This window comes from Salipiger sp. D13 (genome assembly GCF_003703915.1).
Classification (GTDB): domain Bacteria; phylum Pseudomonadota; class Alphaproteobacteria; order Rhodobacterales; family Rhodobacteraceae; genus Salipiger; species Salipiger profundus.
This window is the reverse complement of sequence record NZ_ML112590.1, coordinates 512,918-537,971: the sequence shown is the minus strand read 5'-3', so window position 1 is coordinate 537,971 and position 25,054 is coordinate 512,918. Positions and strand designations below refer to the sequence as shown.

Sequence of the window (25,054 nt, the reverse complement as noted above, 5' to 3'; positions counted from 1 at the left end):
CGCAAAGGCGCCCGCCGAACAGGTCGGCGGGGCAGGGGCTCAGACCTGTTCGACGGCGACCCCGTCCTGAACCTCGAAGGCAAGGTAGCCGGCGATCTCGCCCGCTTCGTCCTTCGGCGCCTCGTAGGACCACACCGCATTGTCGTAGCTCCGGCTCTTCGAGGCGATGTTGAAGTATGTCGCCTCGCCGATGTGCTGGTTGACGGTGCGGTAATCGGACGGCTCGAGAAACGCCGTGGCGATGTCGTCGCGCGGGAAGTAGATCACGCCGGGCATGTCGCCCTCGGTCAGCTCGAGCGCGCGCCCGCTCTCGCCCAGAACGGCGCCGCCGGCGCGGATGACCCAGGTGCCCTCGGCCGGACGGATGGTAATGTGTTTCAGCATATGCTCTCTCCCCGTATGATCACGGATCATATATCAGCCGCGTTGCGACAGTCCTGTGTCAAAGCGGCGCGCAGGCCGCAGCCAGCCACTCCGCATCCCGGCCCTCGACAAGCGGCGCGATCCGCGCGCGCACTTCTTCATGGTAGGCGTCGAGCCAGTCGCGCTCGGCCTGCGTGAGCAGGGCTGGCACGATCAGCCGCCGGTCGATCGGCACCCATGTGAGGGTTTCGAACCGCAGCATGCGCGGCACGGTCTGTCCCGGAAGCCCCGGGGCCTGCTCGACCGCGATGAGGTTCTCGATCCGGATACCATAGGCGCCCTCACGGTAAAAGCCCGGCTCGTTCGAGAGGATCATGCCCGGTGCGAAGGGGATCGTTCCCATCCTCGAGATCCGCGCCGGCCCCTCGTGCACGCTGAGATAGGCGCCCACGCCATGGCCGGTGCCATGACCGTAATCGAGCCCGGCCTCCCAGAGCGACGCCCGGGCGAGCGCGTCGATGTCGCGCCCGGCAAGCCCCTGCGGAAAGCGCAGCCGCGACAGGGCGATCATGCCCTTCAGCACGCGGGTGAAGTTGGTGCACTCCTCCGCGCCGACGTCGCCGATGGCGATGGTGCGGGTGATGTCGGTGGTGCCGTCCACGTATTGACCGCCGCTGTCGATCAGCAGCAGGTCGCCCTCGCGCACCGTGCGGTCGGTGGCCTCGGTCACCCGGTAGTGCACGATGGCGCCGTCGGGGCCGGTGCCGGCGATGGTCTCGAAGGAGATGTCGCGGAGCGCATTGGTGGCGCGGCGCTCGGCCTCGAGCGCGGTGACGGCGTCGATCTCGGTGAAGGCGCCGGGCGTCTGCCGGTCGAGCCAAGCGAGGAAACGGACCATGGCGGCGCCGTCGCGCAGGTGCGCCGCGCGGGCGCCCTCGAGCTCGGCGGCGTTCTTGCAGGCCTTGGGCAGCAGACAGGGATCCGGCGCCTCGACGATCTCGCAGCGCTCGGCGAGAACGTCTGCCACGGCCACCGGGCAGCTGGCCGGGTCGATCTGCACGCGGCCGCCGAGCGTCGCCACGGCGGCAAGAAAGCCCTCGGGCGGCAGCACGGAGACCTTGTCGCCGAGATGGTCGCCGAGATCCGCAAGCTTGCGCGCGTCCACGAAGAGCTCGACCGTACCGTCGGCGTTGAGCAGGGCGAAGCCATGCGGCACCGGGTTGCGCGGTATGTCCGAACCGCGGATGTTCAGCAGCCAGGCAATACTGTCGGGCAGGGTGATGACGCAGGCGCCGGCTTCGCCTAGGCCCTGCGCGAGGCGGGCGATCTTGTCCTCGTGCGGCTCGCCTGCCAGCGACACCGGCTGCGCGAAGACCGCGCCGCGCGGCGGGTTAGGCTGGTCCTCCCAGATCCGGTCGACGAGATTGTCGCAGCGGGTCAGGGTCACGCCGTCGAGCTTCGCCTCGAGCGCGCGCAGCTGCTCCACCGAAAACAACCAGGGGTCGATGCCCACGCCGCCGCCGTCGGGCAGGTTGTCGGCGATCCAGTCGGCCAGCCCGACCTCGGGCCAGTCCACCGGCGTGAAGACGTCGGCGACCTGCGTCTTCACCTGAACCCGGTAGCGGCCGTCGACGAAGACCCCGGCACGGTCGGAAAGGGCAACACAATAGCCCGCGGACCCGGTGAAGCCGGTAAGCCAGGCGAGGCGGTCGTCCCGCGGTGCGACGTATTCGCCCTGGTGCGCATCCGCCCGCGGCACGATGAAGCCCGCAAGCCCCTCGCGGGCCATCTCGGCCCGCAGCGCGGCGAGCCGTGGCGGACCCTGGTCGGGGCGGGCGGTTTCCTGGAAGGTCTGGAACATCTCGGGCTCCCCTATTCATTCATGAGCGCCCGCTGCGCAGGCGGCGGGGGCTCTGCCCCCACACCCCCGAGGGTATTTTCAAACCGAAGAAGGGGCATGCGCCGCGCCCGGGGCTTCTCCGGTTTCCAAATACCCTCGGGGTGAATTGGCCCGGACAAGGTCCGGGGCAAGAGGGGCAGAGCCCCTCAGCCTGCGCGCTTGATGCCCATGAAGCGGGCGCGGGCGCGCGGGTCGCTGTCGAAGAGCGCGGCGAGCTGCTCTGTCATTGCGCCGGCGAGCTGCTCGACGTCGGTGATGGTCACCGCGCGGTCGTAGTAGCGGGTCACGTCGTGGCCGATGCCGATGGCGAGCAGTTCGACCTGCTTCTTGCGCTCGACCATGGCGATGACGTCGCGAAGGTGTTTCTCGAGATAGTTCGCCGGGTTCACGGAGAGGGTCGAATCGTCGACCGGAGCGCCATCGGAGATCACCATCAGGATCTTGCGCGCCTCGGGCCGGCCGGCCATGCGTCGGTGCGCCCATTCCAGCGCCTCGCCGTCGATGTTCTCCTTCAGCAGGCCTTCCTTCATCATCAGACCGAGGTTGTCGCGCACGCGGCGCCACGGCGCGTCGGCGCGCTTGTAGATGATGTGGCGCAGGTCGTTGAGGCGGCCCGGTTGCTGCTCGCGGCCCTCGCCGAGCCATTTCTCACGGGCGAGGCCGCCTTTCCACGCGCGGGTGGTGAAGCCGAGGATCTCGACCTTGACGTTGCAGCGTTCCAGCGTCCGGGCGAGCACGTCGGCGCAGATCGCGGCGATCGAGATCGGCCGGCCGCGCATCGAGCCGGAGTTGTCGAGCAGCAGCGTCACCACGGTGTCGCGGAACTCGGTGTCCTTTTCGACCTTGAACGACAGCGGCGTGGTCGGGTTGGCGACGACGCGCGCAAGCCGGCCGGCGTCGAGGATGCCTTCCTCGCGGTCGAACTCCCACGAGCGGTTCTGTTGGGCCTGCAGCCGGCGCTGGAGCTTGTTGGCCAGCCGCGAGACCGCGCCTTTCAGCGGTTCGAGCTGCTGGTCGAGGTAGGCGCGCAGCCGCTCGAGCTCCTGAGCCTCGGCGAGCTCCTCGGCGGGGATCTCCTCGTCGTGGCTGCCGTCGTAGACCTTGTAGGCGGGGTCGGCCTCGGACACCGGCGCCGGGGTGGGCGGCTCCATCGGCGCCTCGCCCTCGGGCATCTCGGTTTCCTCGCCCATCTCCTGGTCGGCCATGTCGTCGGCCGAGACCTGCGCCTGGCTGGCGTCCTGGGTCTCGTCCTGGCTCTGCTCGGGAGAGGCGTCGGCCTCGTCCTGCTGGTCGTCGTCCTGGCCGGTGGAATCGGGCTGCTCGTCCTCGGCGCCCTCGGGCTCCGCCTCGTCCTGGTCCTCGTCGTCGATCTGGTCGGGATCGTCGCCGAGCTGGTCGCCGTAGCCGAGGTCGGTGATCATCCGGCGCGCGAAGCGGGCGAAGGCCGACTGGTCGGCGAGCGTGTCCTCGAGCCCCTCGAGCGTGCCGCCGGCCTGCTCCTCGATGAAGCCACGCCAGAGTTCCATGACGTGATCGGCGTCGGGCGGCAGCTCGCGTCCGGTGGCGAGGTGACGGATCAGGTAGCCCGCGGCGACCGGCAGCGGCGCCTCGGAGGGCTGGGTGATCTGCCCGTAGCCGCGGCGCGCGGCCTCGTGACCGATCTTCGCGTCGATGTTGCCGGCGGTGCCGGGCATGTCGCGCGCGCCCATCGCCTCGCAGCGGGCGGTCTCCATCGCCTCGTAGAGGTCGCGGGCCATCTCGCCCGGGGGCGCGTAGCGCGCATGCGTCGCGGCATCGTGGTAGCGGCGATGCAGGGCCAGCGCGTCGGCGGTGCCACGCGCCAGCAGCACCTCGTCACGGGTGAGCCGGCGGCTCACCTGCGGCAGGCGCATGATGTCGCCCGATACGCCCGAGGGATCGACGGTGTAGTTCACCGTGAGCTCGCGGTCGTCGGCCATGACCTTGGTGGCCTCGGCCAGGGCCTTCTTGAAAGGATCAGCGGGGTTGTCGTCGCGGTTCGCCATGGCGACAGGTTTCGCGCCCCTCGCGCGGATTAGCAAGGGGAAAGCAACGGGCAGGGCGGAGGGAAGAGATCACGCCGGCGTACTGCCCGGCCATGACTGCGGCGCGATCAGGACGAGGGCGCCGCCTGTTCTGCGAGAAGTGCGTCGCATCTCCGGGAAATGCGGCGGAACAGGGCGGAGCTCTGGGGGTCACCGTCGATGCGGCCACGATAGAGCAGGCGGTATCCGGAGATTCGCTCGGCGGTGGCCGCATCGGGTGAGGCAAGCTCTTCGAAACTGCGAGCCAGGGTCTCCGCGGTCTCGGGCGAGATTCCGAGCCCGGGCATGGCGCGTTGCTCGGCGGCGACGCCGCGCCAGAAGGCCGCGCAGTCCGCGGCGGTGCTGGCGTTCGCACGTTCGCCGGAAACGGCGGCGCAGAGCCAGACCGTCATGGCCAGTCCGTGCCCGCGGCGACAGGCACGGCTGGTCAGGGTGTCAGGACGCGCCAAGGCTCAGGCGAGCGACAGATGCGCGGCGCTCTCCGGCAGTTCCTCGTCGAAGCAGCGCTGGTAGAACTCGGCCACGGTCTGCCGTTCGAGTTCGTCGCACTTGTTGAGGAAGGAGACGCGGAAGGCGTAGCCCACATCGCGGAAGATCTCGGCATTGGTCGCCCAGGCGATGACGGTCCGCGGCGACATCACGGTCGAGAGCTCGCCGTTCATGAAGGCACGGCGGGTGAAATCGGCCACGGTGACCATCTGCTTGATGGTCTTGCGGCCCTTCTCGTTGTTGTAATGCGGCGCCTTCGACAGGACGATCGCAACCTCGGCGTCGATGCTGAGGTAGTTGAGCGTCGCCACCAGCGACCAGCGGTCCATCTGGCCCTGGTTGATCTGCTGGGTGCCGTGGTAGAGGCCGGTGGTGTCGCCGAGGCCCACGGTGTTGGCCGTCGCGAAGATCCGGAAGTGCTTGTGCGGGGTGATGACCTCGTTCTGGTCGAGCAGCGTGAGCTTGCCGTCGGTCTCGAGCACCCGCTGGATCACGAACATCACGTCGGCGCGGCCGGCATCGTATTCGTCGAAGACGATGGCGGTGGGGTTGCGCAGCGCCCAGGGCAGGATGCCTTCCTGGAACTGGGTGGTCTGCTTGCCGTCGACGAGCTTGATGGCGTCCTTGCCGATCAGGTCGATCCGGGAGATGTGGCTGTCGAGGTTGACGCGCACGCAGGGCCAGTTGAGACGCGCGGCGACCTGCTCGATGTGGGTCGACTTGCCGGTGCCGTGGTAGCCCTGGATCATCACCCGCCGGTTGTTGCGGAAGCCCGCGAGGATGGCCAGCGTGGTGTCGGGGTCGAACTTGTAGGTGCTGTCGATGTCCGGCACCCGGTCGGTGCGGTCGGGGAAGCCGTGCACGACCATGTCGGTGTCGATGCCGAAGACTTCGCGGACCTCGATCTCTTCGGTCGGTTTCGCATTGACGTCGATCTCGCTGCTCATGTCGTGCCTCTGTAAAGGGTCGTGAACTCGGTTTGACCCGTGGTGCAACATATCGAGGGGAAGGGCAAGGGCGTGGCGGCCGGGCGGATAGCGTTTGCCCCGCCTGCGCTGCCGCGCTAGGCTTTCTGGAAGCAACGACCCATCGAGCCCCCCGAGTGATCCGCACGTGACATCCCCGCAAGCCGAGATCGAAGATCTGATCGCCCGGATCGCCATGGGCGACCGCGCGTCCTTCCGGCTTCTTTATGAACGGACGTCAGCGAAACTTTTCGGCGTGTGCCTCCGTGTCTTGGATGACAGGGCGCTGGCAGAGGAGGCGTTGCAGGACGCATTCTGCAAGATCTGGTCCCGGGCCGGGCAATACCGGGTGAACGGGTATTCCCCGATGACCTGGCTCATCACGCTGGCGCGCAACGCCGCGATCGACCGGCGCCGCAAGCGCGATGCCGCGGAGCGGCGCAGCTCTGCTCCCATCGAGGCAGCGGACCTCGTGGCCGATCCCGCACCGGGGCCGGCGCAACAGACGCAGGCGCGCGCCGAGGCGGAGGCGCTGTTCGCCTGCATGTCGGAACTTCCGCCCGACCGTGCCGAGATGGTGCGGCGGGCCTATCTCGAGGGCGCGACATATGCCGAGCTCTCCGACGCCTCCGGCGTCAAGCTGAACACCGTGCGAACCTGGCTGCGCCGCAGCCTGATGCAACTGAGGGAGTGCCTGAGCCGATGAGCGGGCCAGAGGAAACAGACCTTCCGGGCGGCTGGGAAGCCGCGGCGGCGGAGTATGTCCTCGGCCTGCTGCCGGAGGACGAGATCCGCGCGTTCGAGGCGCAGCTCGCGCAGGACCGCGAGCTGCGGCAGGACGTCGAGGCCTGGGAACAGTATTTCGCGACGCTTACCGACGATATCGCCCCCGTCGAGGCGCCGCCGCAGGTGCTGCGCCGGACCGAGCAGACGCTCTTCGGCGCGCCGCGCAAACCGCTGTGGCGCCAGCTTCTGCCGTATCTCGGCGGCGCGGTGGCCGCCGCGCTCATCGCCTGGGCGGCGATGTTCGGCGGGCTGCTCGACCGTGGCAGCGACGCGCCGCATCTCTATGCCGAACTCGACACTCCGTCGCGCGGGCTCGAGCTGCTCGCGCATTACGCGCCCGACAGCGGCACCTTCATGGTGCGCCATGACGCGGGTGATCTGCCCGGCGACCGCTCGCTCGAGATCTGGATGATCCCGGAGGAAGGCGACACGCCGATCTCGCTCGGGCTCGTCGACCCGGCGGTGCAGCTGACGCAGATCCCGGTGCCGCAGGACCTCGGCCTGCAGATGCCGGGCGCGGCCATCGCGATCTCGGAAGAGCCGCTTGGCGGTTCGCCCACCGGTCAGGCCACGGGGCCGATCCTGTCGCTCGGCCAGCTCGCGCCGCGCGAGGAGGACGCGGCCGAGTAGCGCTTAATCCGCGCTTAGGGGTTTTGCAGCAGCATGGCGCCCGGGCAGACCCCGGGGGGCCATCATGCCAGATGATACGCTCGAATTCTTCGACATCGGGGCCGCCAGCACCACGGCGGCCAGCTTTTCGGACAACGGCGGCTACCAGTTCGCCCTTGGCGGCGAAACCATCAGAGGCTGCAGAAGGCTGTGAAGATTCTGCGCGCCGCGCCTCTCGCCGACGTCACGGGCGGTGCGCCGCCCGCGACATCTTCGGCTCAGCGCCCCCGGATGCGCGGGTCGAGCGCGTCGCGCAGGCCGTCGCCGAGGTAGTTGACGCCCAGCACCGTGAGCGAGATCGCGATGCCCGGCAGCATCACGCGTTCGGGGAAATCCTCCATCCGGGCAACGGCGTCGGCCAGCATCTTGCCCCACGTCGGGAAGTCCGACGGGAAGCCCACCCCGAGGAACGACAGCGCGCTTTCGGTGATGATCGCGGTGGCAAGCCCGAGCGTCGCCGAGACCATGATCGGCGACAGCACGTTGGGCAGCAGGTGTCGCCGGATGATCTGGAACGGCCGCGTGCCGATGGAGCGGGCGGCCAGCACGAACTCGCGTTCCTTCAGCGCGAGGATGTCGCCGCGCACAATGCGCGCCGTCGGCATCCACGAGGTGATGCCGACAACGGTCACGATCAGGATGAACATGCCGCCCTCGGGGCCGAAGTTGGCGCGCAGCGGCTGGCGGAAGAGCGTCACCGCGACCAGCAGCAGCGGCAGGATCGGCAGTGACAGGAACAGGTCGGTGAGCCGCATGAGCGGCCCGTCGAGCTTGCGGAAAAATCCGGCGAGCACGCCGATGCCGGTGCCGATGACCAGCGACAGCACCATCGCCGCCCAGCCCACCGCCATCGAGGCGCGGCCGCCCGCGATGAGCTGCGCGAGGTTGTCGCGGCCCAGCTGGTCGGAGCCCAGCGGATGCGCCCAGCCGACCTTGGCGGTGCTGTCCCACAGCGCCGTATACATCGGGCGCATGTCCTTGGACCGGATGTCGAGCGCCTGCGGATCGAGCGTCCAGAGGTAGGGGCCCAGCAGGACCCCGAAGGTGATGACGAACAGGAAGAAGGCCCCGATCATCGCGCCCTTGTGCTTGCGGAACTGGTCCCAGACGTCGCGCCACTTCGAGCGCGGCGGCGCCATCGGTCCCTTGTCCTTGAGCGCCTCGATCGGCGCGTCGGCGCCTTCGGCGAGGATGAGATCGTCCTGCGGGCTGTCAGTCATAGCGGATCCTCGGGTCGAGCAGGCCGTAGAGCACGTCGGCGATGAGGTTGAAGAGCACGATCAGGAAGGCGAAGATGAACGTCAGCGTCATCACCATCGGCAGGTCGTTGGCGAAGAGCGCCGTGATGAGCAGCTGGCCGATGCCGTTCACCTTGAACACGTTCTCGGTGATGATGGCGCCGCCGAAGATCGCCGGCACGCCGAGCGCGATCACCGTGACCACCGGGATCATCGAGTTGCGCAGCACGTGGATCATGACCACCACCGCCTCGGACAGGCCCTTGGCCCGCGCGGTGCGCACGTAATCCTGGTTGAGGTTGTCGAGCATCGAGGCGCGCATGTAACGCGACAGCTGCGCGGTGGTCTGCAACGCCAGCACCATGACCGGCATCACCATCTGGCTCAGCTGGTACTTGAAGCTCGCCCAGTCGGTGACCTCGTGCGTGGTGTCGTAGATCGAGGGGAACCAGCCGAGGTAGACCGAGAAGATCACGATCAGCAGCGGCCCGGTGAAGAACGGCGGGATCGAGAAGCCGATCATGGTGATGAAGGTGCCCGCCTGGTCGAAGACCGAATACTGCCGGTAGGCCGAGTAGATGCCGATGGGCAGGGCGATCAGCACGCCCACCACGTAGGACATGCCCACCACCCAGAGCGTCTGCGGGACGCGCTGCAGCACGATGTCCATCACCGGCGAGCGGGTCTGCCACGAGATCACCCGAAGCTCGTCCTGGTAGAGATGGGTGTCGGGCAGCCAGCCGAGCAGCGCGCTGTCGGCGGTCAGCCAGTCGATGAAGATCTTGGGCTCGGTCCAGAACACCTGCACGAGCCATTTCCAGTATTGCACGAGCGGAGGCTGTCCGAGCCCCAGCGCCTCGCGCATCTTCTGCTTCACCTCTGGCGGCACGGTCAGGGGAACCTGCGCCATCGGGTCGCCGGGGGCGAGCTGCAGCAGCATGAAGATGACGAAGCTGATGAACAGGAGCGTCGGGATCGACAGCACAAGGCGCCGGGCGGCGTATGTCAGCATGTATCGGGCCTCAGAGCGGGGTCTGCTGGTGCAGCGCGATGCGCCAGCCGTCTCGCGTATGATACCAGACAGAGGCGCACTTGGCGAAATAGGGGCGCTCGCCCGCGCGCTGTCCGGTGGCGGAATAGGTCAGGACCGTGGTGTCTCCGAATGCGGTGGCGGTCCTGTCGGTAATTTCGACGTCGCTCCAGCGCGGAGCCGCGGCGATGGCCTCGAGGATCGCGTCCGCGTCGAGCGCCGGCCCGGGCAGGGCAAAGACCATGCGGGCCTCGGGGTGCAGGAGCGCGCGGAATGCGTCGGTCCCGTCGCACCACAGGGTGCGTTCGCTGGTCCAGAGCGTCTCGGTCATCGCGGGCTTTCGGAACGGGCGCGCCCCCGCCACGAGGGACGGAGGCGCGCGACGCAGGTCAGGCGATCACTCTTCGATGCGGTACCAGTCGGCCGCGTTCCAGAGCTCGCTGTCCCAGGTGTTCAGCACCACGCCGCCAAGCGTGTTGGAATGCGCCGAAACACGGCCGCGGTCGACGAGCGGCACGATGGTCATGCTCTCCTTGGTCAGCATGTCGTTGAGCTTCTTGGCGATCTCGCCACGCTTCTCGAGCTCGCCGGTCTTGGCCAGCTCGTCGAGCATCGCGTCGTATTCCTCGTCGCAGAAGCGGTTGATGTTCTCGCCCTGCCACTGGCTCGACGGCTTCGGCTCGTTGCCGCAGCGATACATCGACAGGTAGCTCTGCGGATCGGTGCCGTCGAAGTTGTTCGCGTACATCTCGACGTCGGCGTAGAACTTCTGGAAGGTGTCGGGCGAGCCCGGGTCACCGCCGAAGAACACCGAGCTGTCTACGTTGCGCAGCTCGGTCTCGACGCCGATCTGGTTCCACCAGTCCTTGATGAGCGCCTGGAAGTCCTGGCGCACCGCATTGGTCGAGGTCTGGTAGAGCAGCGAAAGCGGTTCGCCGTCCTTGTCACGGACACCGTCGCCGTCGCTGTCGGTCCAGCCGGCTTCTTCGAGCAGCGCCTTGGCCCCCTCGAGATCCTGCGTCAGGCACTCGGTGTTGTCCGAGGCGTAGAGCTCGGGCGCGGGCACGAGGTTGCAGGTCGCGCGGCCGGCCTGGCCGTAGCCGATCTCGGTCAGCAGCTCGCGGTCGATGGCCATCGAGAGCGCGCGGCGGACCTTCTCGTCCGACAGGATCGGGTGCGGATGCGCCACGGTCGAGCGCTCGCCCTCGGGCAGGTCGGGCGACGGGTCGGTGAGGTTCATCTCGATGCGCTCGACCAGCGTGCCGAAGGCCGAGACGGGGGTGCCGGTGCCGCCCTCGGCCATGCTCGCCAGGACGTCGGGCGCAAGCTGGAGGTTCCACGCGTAGTCGAATTCGCCGGTCTGAAGCACCGCGCGGGCCGCCGATTCAGCATCGCCGCCGCCCTTGAGCGTCACGGTGGCAAAGGCGGGCTTCTCGGGGTCGCGGTAGTTGGAGTTCGCCGAGAGCGAGATCACGTCGTTCGGCTTGAACTCGTCGACCACGAAGGGGCCGGTGCCGATCGGGTTGAAGTTGGCCTCGGTGCAGGACGAGGCGTTGGCGCCGAGGCACTGCTCGAACTGGGCCTTCTGCAGGATCGGCGACTGGCCGCCCATGAAGGGGCCGTAGGGGTTCGGCATCGGCTTGTCGAAGTTGACCACGACGGTCAGGTCGTCGGGCGTGTCGATGCTCTCGACGCCGGTGAACTTCGCAAGCTGTGCGCAGCCGCCCTCGGGGTGCATGCAGTAGTCGGCGGTGAACTTCACGTCCGCCGAGGTCACCGGGCTGCCGTCGGACCAGACAAGGCCTTCCTTGAGCTTCCAGGTGATCTGGGTCAGATCCTCGCTCACGCCCCCGTTCTCGACGGTGGGGATCTCCTCGGCGAGGTAGGGCACCAGCGCGCCGGTCTCGGTGTAGCGGCCGAGCGGTTCGAGCACGAGGCTCGCGGCCTCGATGTCCTTGGTGCCGCCCGAGAGATAGGGCGTCATGATCGACGGCGCCTGCCAGTAGATGATGTTGACGTGTCCGTCCTCGCCGCGTTCGGCGAAGGCGGCCGGCGCCATCGCGCTGGTTGCCACGGCCCCGAGAAGTAGGGTCTTGAGCGTCATGGATCTCTCCTTGTTGGGCGCCGGCGATTTTGCCGGCCTTATGATTCTTGTTGTGGGGATGTTGTCCTGCGCGCCGCACCTGAACACCGGGTTCGGCGGTATGGAGGGTCATTCTTCGGACCCGTTGCTCCCCATCGTGGAAGCATCGAAACAGAACGTTCCGAAAATGCAAGCTCTGCCTTTGCGGAAACCGCATGCGGGGTTTGACACCCGGCGAAAGCTGCCCGTAGCGTTCGCAGATAGCTTCTGGAGACCGCCCATGCTCGACAACCCAATCGCCCGGATCGACCGCCTGCGGGTCGAGTTCGAAACCAAGGACGGCACCGTCGCGGGCGTCGAGGACGTGAGTTTCGACGTCAACGCCGGCGAAACCGTCTGCATCGTGGGCGAATCCGGGTCGGGCAAGTCGGTCTCGTCGCTCACGCTGATGCGGCTGATCGAGTTCGGCGGCGGCTCCATCGCCAACGGCAAGCTGCTGTTCGACCGCCGCGACGGCGACGCGCTCGACCTGGCCTCGGCCGGCCAGGACCTGATGCGCCAGATCCGCGGCAACGAGATCGGCATGATCTTCCAGGAACCGATGACCGCGCTCAACCCTGTGTTCACCATCGGCCGCCAGCTGACCGAGGGGCTGCGGGTGCATCGCGGCATGAGCAAGGCCGAGGCGCAGGACCGGGCGCTCGAGCTGATGAAGCAGGTGCGCATCCCCGAGCCCGAGCGGCGGCTGAAGCAGTATCCGCACGAGCTTTCGGGGGGCATGCGGCAGCGCGTGGTGATCGCCATGGCGCTGGCCTGCAAGCCGCGGCTGCTGATCGCCGACGAGCCCACGACGGCGCTCGACGTGACGATCCAGGCGGAAATCCTCGCGCTGATGGACCGGCTCAAGCGCGAGACCGGCACGGCGGTGATGTTCATCACCCACGACATGGCGGTGGTCGCGCAGATGGCCGACCGCGTCGTCGTCATGTTCCGCGGCCGCAAGGTCGAAGAGGGCACCGTCGAGGAAATCTTCGAGCGCCCGCAGCATCCCTACACCAAGGCGCTGCTCGCCGCCGTTCCCAAGCTCGGCGAGATGAAGGGCAAGCCGCTGCCCGAGCCGATGAAGCTTCTGGGGCGCGAGCAGGGCGAGATCAACCCGATCCCCGGCACCGACAAGCCGTTGCTGACGGTCGAGGGGCTGACGACGCGCTTCCCGGTCAAGGGCGGCTTCTTCCGCCGCACCATCGCCAACGTGCACGCGGTCGAGGACGTGAGCTTCACCCTCAACAAGGGCCAGACGCTGAGCCTCGTGGGCGAGTCGGGTTGCGGCAAGTCGACCTGCGGGCGCTCGATCCTGCGGCTGGTCGAGCCGCTGCGGGGCCGCGTCGACCTTGACGGGGTCGACGTGATGGGGCTCGGGCCGAACATGCTGCGCGACGAGCGGCGGCAGATGCAGATGATCTTCCAGGATCCCTTTGCCTCGTTGAACCCGCAGATGAACCTTGCCGATCAAGTGGCTGAACCCATGCGGAATTTCGGCACTCACTCGGGCGCGGAGATGCGCGACCGGGTGGCCATGCTGTTCGACCGGGTGGAACTTCCGCGCAGCTTCATGCGCCGCTATCCGCACGAGCTCTCGGGCGGCCAGCGCCAGCGCGTCGCCATCGCCCGGGCGCTCGCCCTGTCGCCGAAGCTGATCGTCGCCGACGAGGCGGTCTCGGCGCTCGACGTGAGCGTGCAGGCGCAGGTGCTGAACCTGATGATGGAACTGCAGGCCGAGTTGGGGCTCTCGTATCTCTTCATCAGCCACGACATGGCGGTGGTCGAGCGGGTAAGCCACAACGTCGGCGTCATGTATCTGGGCCGGATCGTCGAGATCGGCCCGCGTGCCGCCATCTTCGACAACCCGCAGCACGCCTATACGCGGGCGCTGATGCAGGCGGTGCCGGTGGCCGATCCGCACAGGCGGAAGTCCGAGAAGGACCTCAATTTCAAGCCGATCCCGTCGCCCATTCACCCGGTGGGCTACGAGCCGGAACCGAACGCCTACGAAGAAGTCGCCCCGGGTCATTTCGTGCTGACATCGGACAGCGGCTATTGAGCTTCCCGGGGCGTCCTCCGAGAGTGCGGGCAATCCTGCCGTCACGGCATCTGCACTGAAAGGACAGCGTCTTCCCATGGCCCACAGCCTCCGCGACCGCGCGGCCCCCGCCGCGCCTGCCCACCACAACCGCCCCGACCTTGCCACCGACGCGATCCGCACCGCGCGCGAGGATCTCGCCGCCTGCTTCCGGATGGCCGCGCGCAACGGGTTCGGGGAAGGCATCTGCAACCACTTCTCGGCGGTGCTGCCGGGGCACGATGACCTGTTCCTCGTGAACCCCTACGGCTTCGCCTTCCGCGAGATCACGGCCTCGTCGCTGCTGGTCTGCGACTTCGAGGGCAACGTGGTCGAGGGTGAGGGCGAGCCCGAGGCCACCGCCTTTTACATCCATGCCGAGATGCACCGGCGCCTGCCGCGCGCGAGAGTCGCCTTTCACACCCACATGCCCTACGCCACGGCGCTGTCGATGACCGAGGGCGACCCGCTGGTCTGGGCCGGCCAGACCGCGCTCAAGTTCTACGGGCGGACGGCGGTCGACGATGATTACAACGGCCTGGCGCTCGACAACGCCGAGGGCGCCCGCATTGCCGGCGCCGTCGGGGACGCCGACATCGTCTTCATGAAGCACCACGGCGTCATGGTGCTGGCGCCCACCATCGCCGAAGCGTGGGACGATCTATATTATCTCGAACGCGCCGCCGAGGTGCAGGTGCTTGCGATGTCGACCGGCCGCAAGGTCGCACCGGTGCCGCATGACGTGGCGCAGGCCGCCTACGAGCAGATGCGCGAGGGCGACTCCGGGTCCGCCCGGCTCCACCTTGCCGCGATCCGCCGCCAGCTCGATGCCGAGGAGCCGCAGTACCGCCACTGAGCGGCGCGGTTTCGGGCAGTACGGCGGGCCGTGCCGAAGCGCCTGTCGCACGCCTCTTGCCCGGCGGCGGACAGGGCGCTAGTCCATATGTAGACAAACGAAGGATACCCCATGACGTCCCGCCTTTCGCCGCGCGAGATCCTCGAGACGCTGGTGAGCTTTCCGACCGTCAGCCGCGACACCAACCTGCCGCTGATCGACTGGGTCGCAGATTACCTTGCCAGCCACGGCATCGAGAGCCACCGCCACCCGAAACCCTCCGAGCCCGACCTCAAGGCCGCGCTCTTCGCGCATGTCGGGCCGGAAGAGGATGGTGGCGTCGTGCTCTCGGGTCATACCGACGTGGTGCCGGTGGACGGGCAGGCCTGGACCAGCGACCCCTTCACCCTGACCGAGCGCGACGGCCGCCTCTACGGGCGCGGCTCGACCGACATGAAGGGCTTCGATGCGCTGGCGATCTGGGCGCTGGTCGAGGCCAGGCATCGCGGCGTCACGACACCGCTGCAGCTCGCGCTCAGCTACGACGAGGAACTGGGCTGCATCGGCGGCCGCGATCTTGCCGAGGCGATGCAGGGCGTGGTGCCTCGGGCGCGCTCGGTGATCGTCGGCGAGCCGACGATGATGAAGACCGTCACCGGCCACAAGGGCGGGGTGAACTTCTGGGTGCATGTGCATGGCGTCGAGGTGCACAGCTCGATCCTGCACAAGGGCGTCTCGGCCATCATGTGGGGCGCCAGGCTCATCGATTGGGCGAACCGGGTGAACGCCGAGAACGCCGAGGCCACGCCGGACGCCGTCGCGGCGCTGTTCGATCCGCCCTATACCAACGTTCACGTCGGACAGATCCACGGCGGCACGGCGCATAACATCACCGCCAAGGACTGCGAGTTCGGTCTCGGGTTCCGGGTCATCGCGGGCGAGGATCCGCAGATGTGGGCCGACCGCTTTCGCGACGAGGTCGCCCGGCTCGAGGCCGAGATGCAGGCGGTCTGCCCCGAGGCCCGCATCGAGGTCCGCACGATGTTCGAACTGCCACCGCTGGTGCCGACGCTCGACAACAGCGCCGAGGCGCTGGTGCGGCAGGTGACCGGCGACAACGGTGTGATGCAGGTGAGCTACGGCACCGAGGCCAGCCATTTCCAGGCGGAAGGCTACGACGCCGTGGTGTGCGGGCCCAGCGACATCGACATCGCCCACAAGCCCGACGAATACATCGAGATCGCCCAGCTCGATGCCGGCCAGAATTTCATGCGGCGCCTGCTGGAGCAGCTCGCATGATCTTTCCCTTCCGCGACGAGGGCCCACGCGAGCATGACGGCCCGCTGCCCGAGGCCTGTGACCTCGTGGTGATCGGCGGCGGGGTGATCGGTGTCTCGACCGCGCTTCACGCCGCCCGCGCCGGGCTCTCGGTGGTGCTGCTCGAGAAGGGCCGCATCGCCGCCGAGCAAAGCTCGCGCAACTGGGGCTGGATCCGGGTGCAGGGCCGCGACATGGCCGAGATCCCGATCGCGCTCGAGGCGCAGGAGCTGTGGCCGGCGCTCGATGCCGACTGCGATGGCCGCCTCGGGGTGAAGACCGTGGGCGTGAGCTACCTCGCGCGCGACGACAAGGACATGGCGGCATACCAGGGCTGGCTCGACGAGGCGAAACCGCTGGGCGTGTCCTCGCGGATGCTCGACGCCGCCGAGACCAGGGCGCTTCTGGGTGCCGAGGACAGCCCCTGGGTGGGGGCGCTGCACACGCCTTCGGACATGAAGGCCGAGCCCTGGGTCGCGGTGCCCGAACTGGCGCGGCTCGCCGCCGCCGACGGCGCGGTGATCCGCGAGGGCTGCGCGGTGCGCGGCCTCGACATGCAGGCCGGCGCGCTCGCCGGCGTGGTGACCGAACACGGCCGCATCCGCTGCACCCGCGCGGTGCTGGCGGGCGGCGCGTGGTCCTCGCTGTTCCTGCGCCGGCACGGGGTGAGCCTGCCTCAGCTCTCCGTTCGCTCGACCGCCATGGCCACCGAGCGGCTGCCGCAGGCCGTCAATACCGCTGCCATCGATGACAAGCTGGCCTTCCGCCCGCGCGAGGATGGCGGCTACACGCTCGCCCCCGCGGCCTTCTCCGAGCTCTTCATCGGTCCCGATGCCTTCCGGGCACTGCGCCGCTACCTGCCGCTCGCTGTCTCGGGAGAATTCGACGTCCGCCTCCGCACCATGGCGCCCGCAGGCTATCCCGACGCCTGGGGCACGCCGCGCCGCTGGGGCGACGACGCGCAGAGCCCCTTCGAGCGCATGCGCATCCTCTCGCCCGAACCGAACGCCGCCAAGGTCGCCGAGAGCCGTGCGCGCTTCGCCCGCCACTTCCCGCAGATGGGCGCGGCGCCGTTGCAGGCCGCGTGGGCAGGGATGATCGATGTGATGCCCGACGTGGTGCCGGTGGTCGACGACGTGGAGGCGCTGCCCGGGCTCACGCTCGTCACCGGCATGTGCGGCCACGGCTTCGGGATCGGCCCGGCCTTCGGACGCATCGCCGCCGACATGGCGCGCGGCCGCGATCCGGGCCACGACCTGCACCGCTTCCGGCTGTCGCGCTTCTCCGACGGCTCGAAGCTCGTCACCGGCCCCAACATCTGAGCCTGCCTCGGCGCCCGCCGTGCGCCGTCTTGCGGGGCGGCCCGCCCGGTGGCAGGCTCGCCCGGATCACTTTCACATCAGCCCCAATGGAGCCCCGACATGCCCGTCAAGAACCGCTTCGCCGAACTGCAGGACGAGATCACGGCCTGGCGACGTGACTTCCACGAGAACCCCGAACTTCTCTTCGACACCCACCGCACCGCCGGCATAGTCGCCGAGAAGCTGCGCGCCTTCGGCTGCGACGAGGTCACCGAGGGCATCGGGCGCACCGGCGTGGTCGGCGTCATCAGGGGCAAGGGGACCGGGTCGGGCAAGGTCATCGGCCTGCGCGCCGACATGGACGCACTGCCGATCACCGAGAACACCGGCGTGGACTATGCCTCGAAGACTCCCGGGGCGATGCACGCCTGCGGCCATGACGGTCACACCGCCATGCTGCTCGGCGCCGCGAAATACCTCTCCGAGACGCGCAACTTCGACGGCACCGTGGTGGTGATCTTCCAGCCCGCCGAAGAGGGCGGCGGTGGCGCCAAGGTGATGTGCGACGAGGACATGATGGCCCGCTGGGGCATCCAGGAGGTCTACGGCATGCACAACTGGCCGGGCCAGCCGCTCGGCAGCTTCGCGATCCGCCCGGGGCCGTTCTTCGCGGCGACCGACATCTTCGACGTCACCGTCACCGGGCGCGGCGGCCACGGCGCCAAGCCGCACGAGACCATCGACCCCACGGTGATTTCGGCCCAGATCGTGCTCGCGCTGCAGAGCATCGCCAGCCGCAACGCCGACCCGGTGAGCCAGATCGTCGTCTCGGTGACCAGCTTCGTCACCTCCTCGCAGGCCTACAACGTCATCCCGCCGCGGGTGCAGATGCGCGGCACGGTGCGCACGCTCAGCCCCGAGAACCAGGATCTGGCCGAGGCCCGCATCAACGAGATCTGCACCGGCGTCGCCGCCGCCATGGGCGCGCAGGCCGAGGTCAGCTACACCCGCAACTACCCGGTGATGGCCAACCACGACGAGCAGACCGAGTTCGCCGCCGAGGTGGCGCGCGCGGTGGCCGGCGATTGCGCCGAGGCGCCGCTGGTGATGGGCGGCGAGGATTTCGCCTTCATGCTCGAGGAACGCCCCGGCGCCTACATCCTCGTCGGCAACGGCGACAGCGCGATGGTGCATTCGCCGGAGTACAACTTCAACGACGAGGCGATCCCGGCGGGCTGCTCCTGGTATGCCGAGATCGTCGAGCGCCGGATGCCCGCCGCCTGAGGCGCCAAGACCCACGGCGCGTCCCCGGGACGCGCCGCACTCCGCCGGTCAGCAGGGCCCGGAAATCGCCCATGCCGCGCCGCCACGGTCCGGAGCGACGCGCGGCGCAGGCCCTTCTTCTGGCTGAAAAAATCCCCGCCGGAGGCATCTGCTGGCGCCGCTCGTCCCGGCGCCGGGGACGGGGCGAGACGCTTCAGGCCTCGGCGGACCGCGCCTTGGCGGTCTTGCGCTTCGCCTTCGGCTTCGCGGCGCTTTTTCCGGCGGCGGCCCCGGCCTTCGCCTTCGGAGCGCTTCTGGCGGCCGCCGCGCGCTTGCGTTTCGGTTTCGGCGGCACCGCCAGCAGCGCGGCCTCGGCGGCGGTCCAATGGTCGGCGTCCCGTCCGGCGGGGCAGCCGGCGTCGAGCCAGAGATAATAGGCAGCTTCGGCGATCCGGGATTCGGTGGGCATCGGGGAAGGGTGGCTCATCCGGGTGGTCCTCTTCTGTGGCATGAGACAGTGCGGCCCGTGGGGTGGCACGCCCCGAAAGTGTGCCCGGGACGGGGCATCGGCGTTAGCGCGAACCGGCGGCGCGCCGGTCCTGCGCGGTCTCCTGCCCAACGGGATGGCAGAGCGGCCCGCTTTCGGCTAAAGCGCGGGCAGACCAGACGCCGGGGGTGCCGCGTGACGCAACGAGCCAACATCATCTGCATCAAGTGGGGCACCGCCTTCGGGCCGGAATACGTGAACCGGCTCTACAGCGGCGTGCGCCGCAACATGGCGCGCCCGATCCGCTTCTTCTGCATGACCGAGCACGCCGAGGGGCTGCACCCGGACATCGAGGTGCTGCCGCTCCCGGTCGAGCCCTTCGCCGAGCCGATGGCGCAGGCGCTCGCGGTGGCGAACCGGCAGGGGGCGATGCGCAAGGTCTCGCTCTTCCGCCCCGGCCTGGTGCCCGACCTCGAGGGCCCGTTCCTCGGCTTCGACCTCGACGTGGTGATCACCGGATCGCTCGACGAGATCCACGACCTCGCGCCCGGCACCGTCGCCATGCGCCACGACTGGACCGAGAAGCGCAAGGGCCGGCCCACGGGTCACGGCTCCGTGTTCCGCTTCGACCCGGCCCGGCACGGCTTCCTCTACGAGGACCTCGCCCGGGGCGCCTACAAGGAAGTCGAGAACGCGCGCGGCTCCGAGCAGCGCTACACCAGCCACAAGGCGATGGACCGGGGTGTCTTCACCTATATCCCCGGCGACTGGGTTGTGTCGTTCAAGTATGACTGCAACCCGTTCCCGCGCAACTGGCTGCACAAGCCGCGCCTGCCCGAGGACGCCCGCGTGGTCTGCTTCCACGGCCGGCCCAAGATGACCGATGCGCTCGAGGGCTGGAACGGCAGTTTCATCCGCCACTCGAAGCCCTGCGACTGGCTGCGCGAGCACTGGATCGACCGCGCGAAGGCGGATCTCGGCCCGGACTGGGCCTGAGGCGGCTTCCGAGGCTTGCTCATCGCGGGGCTGGCAGGGTAAGAGCGGTGCCACGAAAGAATTCTGAGGGAAGGGCAAGCAATGCGTCGCGTTGTGGTAACCGGGCTGGGGCTGGTCACGCCGCTGGCCGACGGTGTCGAAAAGAGCTGGGAACGCATCCTCGACGGCAAGTCGGGCGCGGGGCCGATCACCGGGTTCGACCCCGAGGGGCTGGCCACGACCTATGCATGCGAAGTGCCGCTGGGCGAGGGCGAGGGCGAGTTCAACGTCAACGCCTACATGGAGCCCAAGGAACAGCGGAAGGTCGACACCTTCATCCTCTTCGGTCTTGCCGCCGCGCAGCAGGCGGTCGAGGACGCGGGCTGGACGCCCGAGGACCGAGAGGGGCAGGAGCGCACCGGCGTCCTGATCGGCTCGGGCATCGGTGGCCTGAACTCCATCGCCAACACCGCCGTCATGATGGAGCAGAAGGGGCCGCGCCGCGTGTCGCCGTTCTTCGTGCCCGGCGCGCTGATCAACCTGATCTCGGGTCAGGTCTCGATCAAGTACGGCTTCAAGGGCCCGAACCACTCGGTCGTCACCGCCTGCTCGACCGGCGCCCATGCCATCGGCGATGCGATGCGCCTCATCAAGTACGGCGATGCCGACGTGATGGTCGCGGGCGGCGCCGAGGCGGCGATCTGCAAGATCGGCATCGCCGGCTTCAACGCCTGCAAGGCGCTGTCCACCAAGCGCGCCGACGATCCGGAAAAGGCCAGCCGTCCCTATGACGCCGACCGCGACGGGTTCGTCATGGGCGAGGGCGCCGGTGTCGTCGTGCTCGAGGAATACGAGCACGCCAAGGCGCGCGGTGCCAAGATCTACGCCGAGGTCATCGGCTACGGTCTGTCCGGCGACGCCTACCACATCACCGCGCCGTCCGAGGACGGCGATGGCGCCGAGCGCTCGATGCGGGCCGCGCTGAAGTCCGCCGGTCTTGCGCCGTCGGACATCGACTACATCAACGCGCATGGCACCTCGACCATGGCCGACACCATCGAACTCGGCGCGGTCGAGCGGATGCTCGGAGATCACGCGAAGAACGTCACCATGTCGTCGACGAAGTCGGCGACCGGTCACCTTCTGGGGGCCGCCGGCGCCATCGAGGCGATCTTCTCGATTCTCGCGATCCGCGACCAGGTCGCGCCGCCGACGATCAACCTCGACAACCCGGCGGTTGAGACGCCGCTCGATCTCGCGCCCAACGCCAAGCGCCCGCGCGACGTGAAATACGCGCTTTCGAATTCCTTCGGTTTCGGTGGCACCAACGCGAGCGTGATCTTCGGAAAGGTGGACTGAGCCATGTGGCGAAACATCGCCTCGAACGCGATGACCTTTCTCGTGGTCGTCGTGTTCCTTTTCGGCGGCCTGCTGCTCTGGGCGCAGAACGAGTATGCCGCCGAAGGCCCGCTCGACCAGGCAATCTGCCTTCAGGTGGACCGGGGCAGCAACTTCAGCCGCGTCTCGGGTGACCTCGAGGGGCAGGGCGCGATCACGTCCGGCATGATCTTCCGGCTGGGCGCGGACTACGCCGAGAAGAGCAGCCAGCTCAAGGCCGGCTCCTACCTCGTGCCCGAACACGCCTCGATGTCGGAGATCACCGATATCGTCACGCGCGGTGGCGCCTCCACCTGCGGCACCGAGGTGGTCTACCGCATCGGCGTGAACAGCGCCGAGGTCCAGGTGCGAGAGCTCGACCCGGCACAGGGCCGCTACGCGGAAGTGCTCGAGTTCGATCCCGCGGAAGAGGCGCCGGCGGAATACGCGGCCTACCGCGACGACGTCGGCACCCGATTCCGGGTGGCGCTTGCCGAGGGCGTGACGAGCTGGCAGGTGGTCGAGGAACTCGGACAGGTCGACGTGCTTGAGGGCGAGATCGCCGAGGTGCCCGCCGAGGGCACGCTGGCCCCCGACAGCTACGAGGTCAGCAGGGGCGACACCCGCGCCAGCCTCATCGAGCGCATGGAAAACGCGCAGGAGGTCATCCTGGCCGAGGCATGGCAGAACCGCGCCGACGATCTGCCCTACGACGACCCGATGGAGGCGCTCACCATGGCGTCGATCGTCGAGAAGGAGACCGGCAACGCCGAAGAGCGCTTCCTCGTGGCCAGCGTCTTCGTCAACCGCATCGAGCGCGGGATGCGCCTGCAGACCGACCCGACGGTGATCTACGGCATCACGGGCGGCGAAGGTGTGCTGGGGCGCGGTATCCGCCAGTCCGAGTTGCGGGCCGAGACTCCCTACAACACCTACGTGATCGACGGGCTGCCGCCGACCCCCATCGCCAACCCCGGCCGCGCGAGCATCGAGGCGGCGCTGAACCCGGCGGATTCGGACTACGTCTACTTCGTGGCCAAGACGCTGGACCCGGCGGATGGGCACAACTTCGCCACCACGCTGGCCGAGCACAACGACAATGTCGCAGCCTACCGCCGGCTCGAGGCCGAGCGCGCGAACCAGTAGGCGGCAGGACCGGCAATCGCCTCGTTTCCGAGCGGGGGCGCGCCATCACGGTGCGCCCCCGTTTCTTTTGGAAGGCTGGGCCCTTGGGCAGGCTGTGCGGCTCTGCTAGATCGTCGTGATGTCACAGGATCGGACCTCCTTCATCGCCAGCCTGATCGTGCTCGTCACCGGGGTGCTCTGGGGCTTCTACTGGCTGCCGGTGCGCGCCATGGTCGACCGTGGCCTGCCCGGAGGCTGGGGCACCATCGCCGCCACCGCCGTCGCCGCGCTGGTGCTGCTGCCCGTGGCGTGGCGCCGCCGGGACGAGATCCGGGCCGCGGGGCCGGTTGCGCTCGGGTCCATCGCCGTGGGCGGCGCGGCCTTCGCGCTCTATTCCATCGGGCTGGTCTACGGGCGGGTGGCGATCATCATCCTGCTTTACTTCCTCACGCCGGTCTGGAGCACGCTCATCGCGCGCTTCGTCATGGGCTGGCACACGCCGGCGCTGCGGGTGGTTGCCATCGCGGTGGGCATCCTCGGGCTGCTGGTGATGCTGGGCGCGGGTGGCGAGGTGCCGATGCCGCGGGGCGCCGGCGAGTGGTTGGCACTTGTCGCCGGCGTGCTCTGGGCGGTCGGCACCACGGGCATACGGGCGAAATCGACGCTGGGCCCGGCGCCCGCGACCTTCGTCTTCGCGCTCGGCGCGTTGCTGGCGGCGGCGCTGACCACGCCGTTCTTCTCGGGCTGGCCCGGCGACCTCGCGGCGCAGGCGGACGCCGGGCTTGTCGCGATCGCGCTGCTGGCCGGGGCCGGCTGGTGGGGGCTGTCGCTCTGCGCGCTGATGTGGGCGACGCTGCGGCTCGACCCGGCGCGGGTCGGCATCCTGATGCAGACCGAGGTTCTGGTCGGCGCGCTTTCGGCGGCGCTTCTGGCGGGCGAGCACCTCGCACCGCTCGAGATCGTCGGCGGAGCGCTGGTGGTGTCGGCAGGCGTTCTCGAGGTCTGGCCGGTGCGCCGTCGCAGGGCACAGGTTGCGAGCGGACGATGAGGGCGCGCGGGCGGTAGGTTGAAAAACCCACCCTGCGGCGGTGTCCGGCGTCCAGCGTGCGGCTGGACCGGAGCGGCGTTCCGGTGTATGGCTCTTACATGACCACGCAAGCGATCATTCGTATCTGCTGCATTCCCTGCTGACATCTGTCGGGCCCCGCCCGGCAAGCGGCGGGCAGGTCTTCTATTCCAATCCTGAGATGAAGTTGCTACTCCCGCCGCGATCTTCGTGCGAAGGAGCGCGCCATGGACATCTGGCTGACCAATTCCCGGACCCGCAAGAAGGAGCTCTTCGAGCCCATCGACCGGGATAACGTGCGGATCTACGTCTGCGGCCCGACGGTCTATGACCGCGCCCACCTCGGCAACGCGCGGCCGGCCATCGTCTTCGACGTGCTGTTCCGCCTGATGCGCGAGGTCTATGGGCCCGACCACGTGACCTACGTGCGCAATTTCACCGACGTCGACGACAAGATCAACGCGCGGGCCGAGGCCTCGGGCCGCTCGATCAGCGAGATCACCGCCGAGACGACGCAATGGTATCTGGATGACATGGCCGCCGTCGGCGTCATGGAGCCCACCGAGATGCCGCGCGCCACCGCCTATATCCCGCAGATGATCGCGATGATCTCGGACCTGATCGAGAAGGGGCACGCCTACGAGGCCGAGGGCCACGTGCTGTTCGCGGTGGAAAGCTACAAGACTTACGGCGCGCTGTCGGGGCGCTCGGTCGACGACATGATCGCCGGCGCCCGGGTCGAGGTCGCGCCCTACAAGCGCAACCCGATGGATTTCGTGCTCTGGAAGCCCTCCGCGCCGGGGCAGCCCGGCTGGGAAAGCCCGTGGGGCGTGGGCCGTCCGGGTTGGCACATCGAGTGCTCGGCGATGAGTTACGAGCTGCTGGGGGCCACCTTCGACATTCACGGAGGCGGCAACGACCTGATGTTCCCGCACCACGAGAACGAGATCGCCCAGAGCTGTTGCGCCCATCCCGAGGGCGGCTTCGCCAAGGTCTGGCTGCACAACGAGATGCTGCAGGTCGAGGGCCGGAAGATGTCGAAGTCGCTCGGCAATTTCTTCACCGTGCACGACCTGCTCGAGGGCCACGACGGCCAGCCCGCCGTGCCGGGCGAGGTGATCCGCTTCGTGATGCTCTCGACGCATTACCGCAAGCCGATGGACTGGACCGCCGAGAAGGCGGAGCAGGCGGCGGCGACGCTGCGCAAGTGGCGCGGGATGGTCGAGGGCGTCGAGGCCGCGGCGGTGCCGGAGACGGTGCTGTTCGCACTGGCCGACGATCTCAACACCGCCGGCGCGATCGCAGAGCTGCACAAGCTGGCCTCGGCCGGGGATGCGGCGGCTCTGAAGGCCGGCGCGACGCTGCTTGGGCTTCTGACGCCGGAGCTCGGCGCCTGGGCCGAGGTCTCGGTGGACCTGTCGGGATTGGCCGCGACGCTCGCCGACGCGCGCACGCGGGCGATGGAGACCAAGGATTTCTCGGAGGTCGACCGCATGAAGGCAGCGCTGGTCGCGGCCGGGGTCGAGGTGCGCATGTCGAAGGCGGGCGTCGAGTTGCTGCCCGGCGCAGGCTTCGATCCGGCGAAGCTGGAGGGGCTGTGATG

23 protein-coding genes are annotated in these 25,054 nt (G+C 68.6%); 13 read left to right on the top strand and 10 right to left on the bottom strand.

Annotated elements, in window-relative coordinates:
• Positions 1–39 precede the first annotated feature (39 nt).
• The 5 genes from D6860_RS02515 to cobS form a co-directional block, all read right to left on the bottom strand.
• Positions 40–384: a DUF427 domain-containing protein gene (locus D6860_RS02515; RefSeq protein ID WP_076624170.1), complete on the bottom strand. Its 345-nt coding sequence runs from the start codon at positions 382–384 to the stop codon at positions 40–42.
• Between the two features lie 58 nt (positions 385–442).
• The gene (locus tag D6860_RS02510) at positions 443–2,224 is read right to left on the bottom strand and encodes an aminopeptidase P family protein (RefSeq protein ID WP_076624171.1); all 1,782 of its coding nucleotides are present in this window, start codon (positions 2,222–2,224) and stop codon (positions 443–445) included.
• Positions 2,225–2,409: 185 nt separating this feature from the next.
• Positions 2,410–4,287: a cobaltochelatase subunit CobT gene (gene cobT / locus D6860_RS02505; RefSeq protein ID WP_076624172.1), complete on the bottom strand. Its 1,878-nt coding sequence runs from the start codon at positions 4,285–4,287 to the stop codon at positions 2,410–2,412.
• 107 nt (positions 4,288–4,394) lie between these two features.
• A complete protein-coding gene (locus D6860_RS02500; RefSeq protein WP_017468594.1) occupies positions 4,395–4,718 on the bottom strand; it encodes a hypothetical protein in 324 nt (107 codons plus the stop codon).
• 60 nt (positions 4,719–4,778) lie between these two features.
• Complete coding sequence (cobS, locus tag D6860_RS02495) at positions 4,779–5,762, bottom strand: cobaltochelatase subunit CobS (RefSeq protein WP_076624173.1); 984 nt, start codon at positions 5,760–5,762, stop codon at positions 4,779–4,781.
• Positions 5,763–5,928: 166 nt separating this feature from the next.
• Here cobS and D6860_RS02490 point away from each other — a divergent pair, with 166 nt between their 5' ends.
• From D6860_RS02490 to D6860_RS25860, 3 genes are all read left to right on the top strand, one after another.
• Positions 5,929–6,486: a sigma-70 family RNA polymerase sigma factor gene (locus D6860_RS02490; RefSeq protein WP_076624174.1), complete on the top strand. Its 558-nt coding sequence runs from the start codon at positions 5,929–5,931 to the stop codon at positions 6,484–6,486.
• A complete protein-coding gene (locus D6860_RS02485) occupies positions 6,483–7,196 on the top strand; it encodes an anti-sigma factor (RefSeq protein WP_076624175.1) in 714 nt (237 codons plus the stop codon). The genes D6860_RS02490 and D6860_RS02485 overlap by 4 nt, the downstream gene beginning before the upstream one ends.
• 64 nt (positions 7,197–7,260) lie before the next feature.
• Entirely contained in the window at positions 7,261–7,389 is a 129-nt protein-coding gene (locus tag D6860_RS25860) for a hypothetical protein (protein WP_256359813.1), read from the top strand.
• Between the two features lie 64 nt (positions 7,390–7,453).
• Here the strand turns inward: D6860_RS25860 and D6860_RS02480 are convergent, their stop codons facing one another.
• The 4 genes from D6860_RS02480 to D6860_RS02465 form a co-directional block, all read right to left on the bottom strand.
• A complete protein-coding gene (locus D6860_RS02480) occupies positions 7,454–8,455 on the bottom strand; it encodes an ABC transporter permease (protein ID WP_076624176.1) in 1,002 nt (333 codons plus the stop codon).
• Complete coding sequence (locus tag D6860_RS02475; RefSeq protein ID WP_017467806.1) at positions 8,448–9,485, bottom strand: ABC transporter permease; 1,038 nt, start codon at positions 9,483–9,485, stop codon at positions 8,448–8,450. Before D6860_RS02475 ends, D6860_RS02480 begins: the two co-directional genes overlap by 8 nt.
• A 10-nt stretch (positions 9,486–9,495) precedes the next feature.
• Complete coding sequence (locus tag D6860_RS02470; protein ID WP_017467805.1) at positions 9,496–9,834, bottom strand: nuclear transport factor 2 family protein; 339 nt, start codon at positions 9,832–9,834, stop codon at positions 9,496–9,498.
• Between the two features lie 66 nt (positions 9,835–9,900).
• Positions 9,901–11,607: a peptide ABC transporter substrate-binding protein gene (locus tag D6860_RS02465; RefSeq protein ID WP_076624177.1), complete on the bottom strand. Its 1,707-nt coding sequence runs from the start codon at positions 11,605–11,607 to the stop codon at positions 9,901–9,903.
• Positions 11,608–11,866: 259 nt separating this feature from the next.
• On the opposite strand from D6860_RS02465, the gene D6860_RS02460 reads away from it, so the two are divergent.
• The 5 genes from D6860_RS02460 (at position 11,867) to D6860_RS02440 (ending at position 18,442) form a co-directional block, all read left to right on the top strand.
• Positions 11,867–13,687: an ABC transporter ATP-binding protein gene (locus D6860_RS02460; RefSeq protein ID WP_076624178.1), complete on the top strand. Its 1,821-nt coding sequence runs from the start codon at positions 11,867–11,869 to the stop codon at positions 13,685–13,687.
• 76 nt (positions 13,688–13,763) lie between these two features.
• On the top strand, positions 13,764–14,561 hold the full coding sequence (locus tag D6860_RS02455) for an aldolase (RefSeq protein ID WP_076624179.1): 798 nt from the start codon (positions 13,764–13,766) through the stop codon (positions 14,559–14,561).
• A gap of 111 nt (positions 14,562–14,672) precedes the next feature.
• The gene (gene argE, locus D6860_RS02450; RefSeq protein ID WP_076624180.1) at positions 14,673–15,839 is read left to right on the top strand and encodes an acetylornithine deacetylase; all 1,167 of its coding nucleotides are present in this window, start codon (positions 14,673–14,675) and stop codon (positions 15,837–15,839) included.
• On the top strand, positions 15,836–17,179 hold the full coding sequence (locus D6860_RS02445) for an NAD(P)/FAD-dependent oxidoreductase (protein ID WP_076624181.1): 1,344 nt from the start codon (positions 15,836–15,838) through the stop codon (positions 17,177–17,179). The genes argE and D6860_RS02445 overlap by 4 nt, the downstream gene beginning before the upstream one ends.
• Before the next feature lie 99 nt (positions 17,180–17,278).
• A complete protein-coding gene (locus D6860_RS02440; protein ID WP_017467733.1) occupies positions 17,279–18,442 on the top strand; it encodes a M20 aminoacylase family protein in 1,164 nt (387 codons plus the stop codon).
• A gap of 193 nt (positions 18,443–18,635) precedes the next feature.
• Here D6860_RS02440 and D6860_RS02435 read toward each other — a convergent pair whose 3' ends face one another.
• Positions 18,636–18,908: a DUF2934 domain-containing protein gene (locus D6860_RS02435; protein WP_206512188.1), complete on the bottom strand. Its 273-nt coding sequence runs from the start codon at positions 18,906–18,908 to the stop codon at positions 18,636–18,638.
• A 195-nt stretch (positions 18,909–19,103) separates the two neighbouring features.
• On the opposite strand from D6860_RS02435, the gene D6860_RS02430 reads away from it, so the two are divergent.
• The 5 genes from D6860_RS02430 (at position 19,104) to cysS (ending at position 25,052) form a co-directional block, all read left to right on the top strand.
• Complete coding sequence (locus tag D6860_RS02430) at positions 19,104–19,904, top strand: glycosyl transferase (protein ID WP_076624182.1); 801 nt, start codon at positions 19,104–19,106, stop codon at positions 19,902–19,904.
• A gap of 81 nt (positions 19,905–19,985) precedes the next feature.
• Positions 19,986–21,242, top strand: coding sequence for a beta-ketoacyl-ACP synthase II (fabF, locus tag D6860_RS02425; protein ID WP_076624183.1), 1,257 nt, complete (start codon positions 19,986–19,988; stop codon positions 21,240–21,242).
• Between the two features lie 3 nt (positions 21,243–21,245).
• Positions 21,246–22,406 carry an endolytic transglycosylase MltG gene (gene mltG, locus D6860_RS02420; protein ID WP_076624184.1) on the top strand — a complete coding sequence of 387 codons (1,161 nt, stop codon included), beginning with the start codon at positions 21,246–21,248 and terminating at the stop codon, positions 22,404–22,406.
• A 118-nt stretch (positions 22,407–22,524) separates the two neighbouring features.
• Positions 22,525–23,433, top strand: a complete 909-nt coding sequence (locus tag D6860_RS02415) for a DMT family transporter (protein ID WP_076624185.1) — start codon at positions 22,525–22,527, stop codon at positions 23,431–23,433.
• Positions 23,434–23,678: 245 nt separating this feature from the next.
• Positions 23,679–25,052, top strand: a complete 1,374-nt coding sequence (cysS, locus tag D6860_RS02410; protein ID WP_076624186.1) for a cysteine--tRNA ligase — start codon at positions 23,679–23,681, stop codon at positions 25,050–25,052.
• Positions 25,053–25,054: the final 2 nt, after the last annotated feature.